The sequence below is a fragment of the Daejeonella sp. genome (assembly GCF_049655485.1).
Lineage (GTDB): Bacteria > Bacteroidota > Bacteroidia > Sphingobacteriales > Sphingobacteriaceae > Daejeonella.
This window is the reverse complement of sequence record NZ_JBASJU010000044.1, coordinates 1-8,921: the sequence shown is the minus strand read 5'-3', so window position 1 is coordinate 8,921 and position 8,921 is coordinate 1. Positions and strand designations below refer to the sequence as shown.

Below are 8,921 nucleotides of genomic sequence, written 5' to 3'. Positions count from 1 at the left end.
CGCCCGGGGTAAAGCGACAAGCGGAACCGCAGTGGGTACGAGCCTACGCGGCAAAGCTAAGGGTGTAGAGGTAAGCACAGGAGCACGCGCTAAGGCTAGAGTTGGAACCGGACTTGGTGTTTCACTGGGTAAAGGCCAATAATTATATTTTATCCCATTTAAAGTTGCTCCCCCGGGGGCAACTTTTTTAATGCGGCCCCGTTTTACATCTTGATTATTTGATTTATCTCATTACTCCGCCCTATCAAAACCATAAGACTATGAAACACTATCTAAGCCTTTTGTTATTCTCAATCAGTTTGACCGCTCTCGGACAGCAAGCTCCCAGGGATACGGTAAAAACAAGCGACAAACCTAGTTTAACTCTTGCTACTTTATACAGCAGTAATACCAATTACTACGGGCAAACCACGGCCGGGCGATTTCCTTATCTTCTCGCTTACGGCGGATTGGCATTCAATTCCGGGTTTTCTATCTCGGCAACAGGCTATAAAATTCTAAATGCTGACGGCGGAGGCACAGGGGCCGATCTTACTGCCGGTTTTGACTTTAATCTCTCTAAAAACCTTTCTGCCGGAATCGGCTATACCCGTTCATTTTTTCCTGACAGCTCATTCTTTTTACAATCCCAAAATCTAAATATGTTTTCAGGGAAATTGGGATATGATTTCAATTGGCTGACAGCGGGACTAAACGCTGATTACAATCCCGGGCAAGAGGGGGCGCTATATTTATCGTTTGATGTGAAAAAAGCAATAGAACTGATCGCCTTTAATCAGAGTGATTACATCAGTATTGAGCCCGCATTTGAAGTGGTAGGCAGCACCCAGCAAATTACGAGCACAGAAGAGGTCCCGTCTTCTTCAACTCAAAACAAGGGTCTTGGAATTATAAAACTCCCGGGTAAACGGTCCGATCAGAAGCCTGAATACAGAACTGTTCAAAGTACCAGTTTCGACGTACTATCGTATAATTTCAAGCTTCCGCTTGCCTATAGCACCCGGAAATTTATGGTGGAAGCGGGGTATCAGGCATCATTAATATCCCGTGACACGGAGGCTTCTTTTAAAAACCCGCGTTCGTTCTTTTCTCTTGGTTTGTATTATGTGCTTTAATTCTTAAGGCATCCGTTTTCTTTTTTCTACAAATCCGAAATTTAAACGCAAAGGGCATTCAAAAATATAACTAGGTCCTTAGCATTCATGCTTTGCTTCCTTTGGGAAGATCTTTGAGTCCATTGAGTTAAAATATTTTCCTTTCTGATTAGTTCCCTGGCCTTCGGTTTGCACAGAAGCCCACCGCAATCTCTCGTATTGCTTCCATACCGCTGATGGTCAATATCGGCCCTCGGTCGATACATGTCCAATCCGATAGTTTTAACTTAGCAATTATTTAACATAGCGGCACATTACTTGTAACTATATACCTTAATTAGAACAAACATTTCATTCTAATTAAGCTAATATACATTAACCAGAAATATCAAGCACGGTATGGGGTATAAATTGCGGATTATGAGATAAAATGTGTATGTTTTTCCCCAACCTAACAAATAGTTAACAAATAATTAACCAATAAATAACCTAAACTTAACACTCTAAACAAAAAACAATGAAACTAACCAAACTCTTATTTCCACTTATTACGTTCATCGTAATAATTACTTCCTGCGGCAAGGATGATCTTCCTGCTGCAGATGGAGGATTGACAGCCAAATCTTCGATGCTTGCTAGCCATAATAGTAATTCCGGCGGTAACACTAATACAGGCGGTACTACTACCACTAACGGCAGTGACAAAACTAAACTGGAAGTGCCTGTGGTAAGCGCGGTTCCTAATGGTACTACTGTTTTGGTGTCGTGGAACGCAATACCCAATGCAATAGAATACCATGTTGTTTTTGAAGGTACTAACGCTCCTTCATCACAGAAAGTTACCGGAACATCTGTAACTGTTTCAAGTGTAACAGCCGGAAATTATAATGTGAAAGTAAGTGCTTTAGCTGAAAATAGTAGTACTAGTATGTTTATAGACAGCGGCTTCGGTGCGTCAACAGCATTTAGTGTTGGAAACGTTGCGGCGGCAATAAAATTAGCTACTCCACAATTAACATTAGGTCAAATTTCCTATAATTCTGGGAAAGGTAATACATCTGTATCATGGGGTGCTGTAACACACGCCACTGGATATTCTGTTACAGTAAATGACGTTCTTGTAAGCGATATCACTTCTCCTCTCTCATTACCTAATCTTGAGCCCGGCACCTACGTAGTGGGCGTTAGAGCGTTATCAACGAACACAAGTTATTCCACTAGCGATGAGGGTACGGTTTCTATTACGATTAAAGCAAGAAATCCGATCAGCACACCAGTTATTTCAGGAAATGTAACTTATACCACCCCTTCTGCTGGTACAGTATCTGTTACACCATTATTTATCTGGCCGCCAAATAACAAATTGACCACAGTAACCTTTGTAGGATCTGGTCTTTCAACAGGAACCGGGTCAATTAGTGCATCACATAACACAGTTGCTAATGCAACGGACTACAATGCATCTCCTCTAACACTATCTAATTTGGGTCCGGGGAATTATACATTTTCCGTTACTGCTATTGCTGGAGGCACTTATTTTGATGATAACTGGGTAAATAGTGCCGTTGGTAATAGTACATTTACTGTAGCACCGGGATCCTTAAAAGGTAAGTTAGTTGACGAATACGGAGTCTACACCAAAGAATACGTGTTAACTTCCAGTTTTACTCTGCCATTACAACTTATGGCTTCCAGACTTGGAACTGATAAGACAGGAAGAGATTATACATTCACGATCTCTGCGACAAATGGCGGGGGAGCTACTGTAACAGGTGCTTCAGCTGTATCAAATGTTCCGCATGATCAGCGATAAAAATTAAATTAAATTTTGGAAAGCCGCCTCGTTTAATAATGAGGCGGTTTTTTTGTTTAATATCTCAGCCGAAATAAGTTTGATCACGGAATTTTCTGTGCAATCGATAAAAAATATTTTCTATGTATATTTAGTTAAAAGCTAAAACGATGATCTCACTTCAAAATTTGTCGCTTTCTCTGCTTACTTTGATTTTAGCTATATTTTCATGGGTATTCAAGCATGATCAGGCAACAAATAAGCATCAAAATATTCAGGAAACGGCCATCAAAATATACGGTCCGTATCGCGCGGTTAAACTTCCGATCAGTAAAGGGGTAAAGATTGGTAACCCCATCCAAATTACCCTTGGTCCAAAAGGTTTACTATATGCAATGAATCAGACCGGAGAAGTCTACGCACTTCATGACTCCGACGCAGATGGGTTGGAAGACAGTACGGCCTTATATTGCCGGCGTGCGTATCACTAAAAAAGATGGCTCTGTTTTGTTGGGCAGGGTTATTAATTCTGAAAAAGACCAGCTCGCATTCATGGTAGTAGGCAATCAGATAGTCAATGTAAAAAAGAGTGAGATAGAAAAAATGGAGAATGAGTCAAAATCACTGATGTACGAGAATTTATTGTCGGGCATGACGGAAGAGAAGCGGAATGCTTTGCTCGATTATTTGATGAGTTTAGGTAAAGATGAATAAGTTCTAATTCAACTATTTCGGTACGCTCGTCCGCTTCAATTGCCCGTATTGAGACATGACCATTGATGTCGAATTCCCATTCACAGTAATACTAAACAGATAATTATAATCGTCATCTTTCAGTTCGGGTATCGGCCGCTTTATACCAAACGCTTCAACCAACTCAAGTACGGTATTTGAATGGCCAACAATCAATACGGAGCCTCCCTTATGATTTCTTAATACCGAAGCAACAAGAGCTGCAGGATCTGATGGGTCATAGGTTTGAGTTTTTACGCCGTGCCCGTAAGCCGTAGGTTCTGCCGTTTGCATGGTACGTTTGTAGGGAGTGGAATACACAGCCAATATTCGCTGCGGTAATAGCAAAGCAGCAAGATCTTTCGCCCGGTCCTGTCCATCAAGTGAAAGTGCCGGATCCTTATTAGCAGGATCCTTCGTTTCTTTTTCGGCATGGCGCACAATATGTACGGTGGTTTGGGCCTGTGTGCTGAAGGCTGTGAACACTAGCATCGCCAAAAGGCAAAAGAGGAAATTTCGACGTTTGTTCATATGAAAGATGTCTACTGCAATTTACGAAAATACCCCTATTAACGGAATTTATATAATACTATGTATGAGTCCAACTTAAATGTTTCGTGATTGGCCATACACACAATAGATAAATTTCTTCCTGAGCAAAACATTTTCACATCGGGTTGTGTTTCAACATATTCAATACCATTATACCGATCCTGTTAAAACTCTATGCTATTGCTCTCTTTGTATGCTCCTTTCCGAAAAAGATCCCGTCATGGTATTGCTTTGATGTATCATCGCAGAGCTAAGACTGTAACTCACAGCTGGGATCCAGCAACTGAAAGTTTCGAGCCACATTTGAAAGTTTTGAGAGATGATGATGTCATCCTTCTTAGCGGATTAAAATCAACCCTCGGCAAACAAAACCAAATATCCCTAAACACCGTACTTAATCCTTCGAAGATAAATCTCACCTGCAAGGACCACAAAACCTTGTTAACAGCTGAGACGGACACGTTGACAACTAATCGGAAGCAAATCACGAAAACTATCAAGAATAATGGATACGAATAAAGAGCTGACGACCGATTGGCAATGGGAAATTAGTGCCAAGCAGAGTTGGTTTAAATTAGGACTTCGTGAACTATTTTACTACCGTGGTTTGATCATGCGCTTCGTTCGCCGTGACCTGATTGCCAGCTACCAGCAAACCGTAATTGGGCCATTCTGGATAGTTTTACAACCTCTTATAACTACAATGATCTATCTGCTGGTGTTTGGCAATTTTGCTCAGGTGCCCACTGATGGTATCCCGAAAATATTGTTCTATTTATCTGGGACAATAATCTGGACCTTCTTTTTCGATAATATTTCGGGGACCATGTATACCTTTATCACCAATGCGCACATTTTTAATAAAGTATACTTTCCCCGATTAATTGCACCGATAAGTCACGTAATTACTCAAACTGTACGGCTATCTGTTCAGTTCATACTATTCATCCTGATCTTTCTATTTTACCATATTTTTTACGATCAGTTTCACATATCCGCAACAATTTTACTCGTCCCCTTTTTGATCATATTAACTGCAGCCTTTGCTTTAGGCCTGGGTTTACTGATTGCTGTTTTTACTGCGCGCTATCGCGATATCGATACCTTTTTTCAATATATACTTCGATTGGGTATGTTTATTACCCCTGTGGTCTTCCCAAGTTCTATAGTGCCTGAAAAATATCAACTCCTATTCTGGCTTAACCCTTTAACGCCTGTTATAGAAACTTTTCGATCTGTCTTTTTTAATCAGGGTGCGATAGAATATGGCTATCTTCTTTTGTCAATCGCTAACACCAGCATTTTATTAATAGTCGGTTTAGTTCTGTTTAAGAAGCGCGAAACTGCAGTCATGGACATTATTTAAACCATAAAAATGAGCAACCTGGCTTTAAAAGCAGAAGACATATCAAAATATTACCGCCTTGGTGTAATAGGGACTAGTTCGTTTAAACAGGATCTGCAGGGCCTGTGGAGTAATGTATTCCCATCTTCAAAAAAAGACGCCTCGAGTGAAATCACCGTAGAATCTCAGCCAAATCAACTATGGGCTCTTAAAGACATCAACTTTGAGATAATGAAGGGGGATGTGGTAGGCTTCGTTGGCAAAAATGGAGCAGGGAAATCAACATTATTGAAGATCCTTTCACGAATCACTAAACCTACTTCAGGGACAATTAAGGGCAAAGGACGCATCGCCAGTTTACTGGAAGTGGGCACCGGATTTCATGGGGAACTTACAGGGCGGGAGAACATCTTTTTGAATGGGGAGATTCTGGGGATGCATAAGAACGAGATTAAATCCAAGTTTGATGAAATAGTAGCTTTTTCAGGCATTGAACGTTTTCTGGATACTCCGGTAAAACGATATTCCAGCGGTATGTATGTTCGGCTCGCATTTGCGGTGGCCGCACATTTAGAACCTGAGATACTTATCGTGGATGAAGTATTGGCCGTAGGCGATGCCGAATTTCAAAAGAAATGCCTTGGTAAAATGAAGCAGGTATCTACAGAAGAAGGAAAAACTGTTCTATTCGTAAGCCATCATACCCAGGCACTAAAGAATTTATGCAACAAAGCGATTTTCCTTGAAAAAGGAAGGCTCATGGATGTGGGGAGTACAAATGATGTAATCACCAATTATTTAAAGCGGGAACAAACTTTTTATTTACATAAGAAATATGACAAGCCGGAGGACGCCCCCGGAAACGAAAGTATCCGCATCAAGAGTGTCGAATTGTTACCACAATATCTCGACAGCAACAAAATCATTGACATCCGGACTCCTCTGACTGTGGAGTTTGAATTTTGGTATAATCCAACAGAAGAGATCAATCTGGGTGTTAGCATGGTATTAAATACCGTAATGGGCGATTGCATTTTTGATGTGGACTCGACCTCCGAAACTTACAAACCAGGATTAATCAAGGGACAATGTACTATTCCGGGAAATTTGTTAAATAATGGCTCCTACTGTATAGACCTATCTTTTGTAAGAAACACCAGCAGTTCGACATTTCAGTTTAAAGAATGCTTGTCATTTGATGTGGAAGATTTCAGGGAACATACTACCTGGTATGGTGACTGGCAGGGGGCAATACGCCCGAATTTTAAAGTGCAATTACAACAGGAAGAAGCGTAATCATGAAGAAGTTCGAGCCCTTTGATATCCAGCATATTCAGATAGATCGACTGGAGTCATTCACTCCGTCTAAAGACAATCATTACTTGGTATTTTGGTGGAAAAATATTCCGCTAGGCCATCTCTGGCAATACAGCGACCATGACATTCCTGATGACTCCCCTTTCAGGCAGAGAGTGGCAGATGCTGTAGAAAAATGCATCAATTATTATGATGCCTGCCAGGGGAAAGTCAAGTCATTATGGAAGTCATATCTTTTAGGAAATGATCAGAAAAAGCTTGCTGATGAGCTCGGGAAAATCATACCATTACAAATCAGCTCGACTGATCCTGAAGTGACTTTATCCATTGTCATCTGCACACGTAACCGGCCGCAGGCCATTGATGATTGCGTAAAATCACTACTGGAATCGAACGACAAAGACTTTGAACTGATTGTAATAGATAATGCGCCGGATGATGATCGCACAGAGCAAGTTATAAGAAAATACCCAACAGTAAAATATGTAAAGGAGCCTCGCAAAGGCCTGGATGTAGCACGCAATACAGGAGCCAGGTATGCTTCAAATAGTATCGTAGCCTACACAGATGACGATGTGATCGTAGAACCAAATTGGACGGCATTACTCAAAACCACTTTTCAGGATCCAAAAACGATGGCCGTTACAGGCCTGGTTATACCTGTTAGTTTAAATACCAAAGCACAATACCTTTTCGAGAAAGACTGGGGCTTTAACAAAGGATATTTACCACAGGTTTTTGATCAGGAATATTTTAAGGCCCATCTAAATATAGGCGTGCCAGTCTGGGATATTGGCGCAGGTGCCAATATGGCTTTCAGAAGAGAAATATTCGATTTGGTAGGTTGGTTTGATGAGCGACTCGATGTGGGTGCTTCAGGCTGCAGCGGCGATTCTGAATTTTGGTACCGCATATTAGCCGAAGGTTTTAAGTGTAGCTATTACCCGCAATTGTATGTATTCCACCAGCATCGTGAATCCATGGCGATGTTGAAAAATCAAATATTTCATTATATGCGGGGTCAGGTTAGCTCTGTATTGGTCCAACATAGAAATTATCAACATAGAGGTGATATCTATCGCTTGCGAAAAAGTTTACCTCAGTATTACATCAAAAAGATTATCGCAGATCTTAGAAATCTTCAGCCTAATAGTTTGCTGAATACTTTGAATGAAGTACATGGCTGCATTTCGGGCTGGTTATATTACCGAAGAAATCGCAATGTAGCAAAAGAGGGAATTTTATTGTATCATAAATCTCTAAAAAGATGGCCCATTATTTATTATAAACCGCTTGTATCGGTAGTTATCCCCTGTTATAACCACGGACACTATCTGAGTCAGGCCATAGAAAGCGTGATTAATCAAAGCCATCCCTACAAAGAAATCGTTGTGGTAGATGATGGTTCTACAGATAACACTGCGGAAGTCTGTAAAAGCTATCCGAATGTTAAATATGTCCTCACCAATCGTCTAGGACTTTCCGGGGCCCGTAATGCGGGAATTAGATATAGTACTGGCCGATATTTGGTTTTTTTAGATGCTGATGATTATCTGTATCCTAATGCGTTCAAAACCAATTTAAAGTATTTCGCATATAGGAAGAAAGCAGTGTTTGTCTCGGGGGCGCACGATAAAGTGGACCATGAGGGTAATCTTTTAAGTTCAGAAAAACCTATGGAGAAGTGGTCTGAAAATTATGAAGGCCTGTTACAGGGTAACTATATCGCTATGGAAGCAACAGTAATGTATAGAGCAGAGCTTTTCTATTCCTTCTTTTTTGATCCCCAGTTAAAGGCGTGCGAAGATTATGACATTAACCTTAACATTACCAGGCACTTTCCGTCCATTACCCATACCGAAAAAATTGCAGCCTACCGTATTCATGGCAATAACATGTCGGGCGACAAAACACTGATGTTGAATCATGTTTTAAAGGTTTTAAATCGCCATAAAAACAAACTGCGGAACCACAAGGAAAAAGAGGCTTATGAAAATGGGGTGGTGAACTGGCAAAATTATTATATTTCCTAAACCAATTATTTGTTCCTCAGATTCTAATGATAACGCTCGAACGCACTCCCCAAGCG

The 8,921-nt window shown here is 40.8% G+C and carries 9 protein-coding genes; 8 read left to right on the top strand and 1 reads right to left on the bottom strand.

Features of this window, described 5'->3' with window-relative positions:
• Positions 1–260 precede the first annotated feature (260 nt).
• From WBJ10_RS02065 to WBJ10_RS02050, 4 genes are all read left to right on the top strand, one after another.
• The gene (locus WBJ10_RS02065; RefSeq protein WP_424287888.1) at positions 261–1,115 is read left to right on the top strand and encodes an outer membrane protein; all 855 of its coding nucleotides are present in this window, start codon (positions 261–263) and stop codon (positions 1,113–1,115) included.
• Positions 1,116–1,611: 496 nt separating this feature from the next.
• Positions 1,612–2,907 carry a hypothetical protein gene (locus tag WBJ10_RS02060; RefSeq protein WP_424287887.1) on the top strand — a complete coding sequence of 432 codons (1,296 nt, stop codon included), beginning with the start codon at positions 1,612–1,614 and terminating at the stop codon, positions 2,905–2,907.
• Between the two features lie 149 nt (positions 2,908–3,056).
• The gene (locus WBJ10_RS02055) at positions 3,057–3,377 is read left to right on the top strand and encodes a hypothetical protein (RefSeq protein WP_424287886.1); all 321 of its coding nucleotides are present in this window, start codon (positions 3,057–3,059) and stop codon (positions 3,375–3,377) included.
• Complete coding sequence (locus tag WBJ10_RS02050) at positions 3,364–3,600, top strand: hypothetical protein (protein WP_424287885.1); 237 nt, start codon at positions 3,364–3,366, stop codon at positions 3,598–3,600. Before WBJ10_RS02055 ends, WBJ10_RS02050 begins: the two co-directional genes overlap by 14 nt.
• Positions 3,601–3,612: 12 nt before the next feature.
• Here the strand turns inward: WBJ10_RS02050 and WBJ10_RS02045 are convergent, their stop codons facing one another.
• On the bottom strand, positions 3,613–4,149 hold the full coding sequence (locus WBJ10_RS02045) for a SixA phosphatase family protein (protein WP_424287884.1): 537 nt from the start codon (positions 4,147–4,149) through the stop codon (positions 3,613–3,615).
• Positions 4,150–4,344: 195 nt separating this feature from the next.
• On the opposite strand from WBJ10_RS02045, the gene WBJ10_RS02040 reads away from it, so the two are divergent.
• The 4 genes from WBJ10_RS02040 to WBJ10_RS02025 are packed head-to-tail and all read left to right on the top strand — an operon-like array spanning position 4,345 to position 8,865.
• Positions 4,345–4,689 (top strand): hypothetical protein, encoded by a 345-nt coding sequence (locus tag WBJ10_RS02040; protein ID WP_424287883.1) that lies wholly within the window; start codon positions 4,345–4,347, stop codon positions 4,687–4,689.
• Positions 4,676–5,536: an ABC transporter permease gene (locus tag WBJ10_RS02035; RefSeq protein ID WP_424287882.1), complete on the top strand. Its 861-nt coding sequence runs from the start codon at positions 4,676–4,678 to the stop codon at positions 5,534–5,536. The genes WBJ10_RS02040 and WBJ10_RS02035 overlap by 14 nt, the downstream gene beginning before the upstream one ends.
• A 9-nt stretch (positions 5,537–5,545) precedes the next feature.
• The gene (locus tag WBJ10_RS02030) at positions 5,546–6,811 is read left to right on the top strand and encodes an ABC transporter ATP-binding protein (RefSeq protein ID WP_424287881.1); all 1,266 of its coding nucleotides are present in this window, start codon (positions 5,546–5,548) and stop codon (positions 6,809–6,811) included.
• Positions 6,812–6,813: 2 nt separating this feature from the next.
• Positions 6,814–8,865, top strand: a complete 2,052-nt coding sequence (locus WBJ10_RS02025; protein WP_424287880.1) for a glycosyltransferase — start codon at positions 6,814–6,816, stop codon at positions 8,863–8,865.
• The last annotated feature ends 56 nt before the right edge of the window (positions 8,866–8,921 follow it).

Excerpts from the sequence above, each read along its gene's own strand:
- WBJ10_RS02030 (WP_424287881.1), top strand. The coding sequence starts at position 5,546 with ATGAGCAACCTGGCTTTAAAAGCAGAAGACATATCAAAATATTACCGC.
- WBJ10_RS02025 (WP_424287880.1), top strand. The coding sequence starts at position 6,814 with ATGAAGAAGTTCGAGCCCTTTGATATCCAGCATATTCAGATAGATCGA.
- WBJ10_RS02045 (WP_424287884.1), bottom strand. The coding sequence starts at position 4,149 with ATGAACAAACGTCGAAATTTCCTCTTTTGCCTTTTGGCGATGCTAGTG.
- WBJ10_RS02040 (WP_424287883.1), top strand. The coding sequence starts at position 4,345 with ATGCTATTGCTCTCTTTGTATGCTCCTTTCCGAAAAAGATCCCGTCAT.
- WBJ10_RS02065 (WP_424287888.1), top strand. The coding sequence starts at position 261 with ATGAAACACTATCTAAGCCTTTTGTTATTCTCAATCAGTTTGACCGCT.
- WBJ10_RS02035 (WP_424287882.1), top strand. The coding sequence starts at position 4,676 with ATGGATACGAATAAAGAGCTGACGACCGATTGGCAATGGGAAATTAGT.
- WBJ10_RS02055 (WP_424287886.1), top strand. The coding sequence starts at position 3,057 with ATGATCTCACTTCAAAATTTGTCGCTTTCTCTGCTTACTTTGATTTTA.
- WBJ10_RS02060 (WP_424287887.1), top strand. The coding sequence starts at position 1,612 with ATGAAACTAACCAAACTCTTATTTCCACTTATTACGTTCATCGTAATA.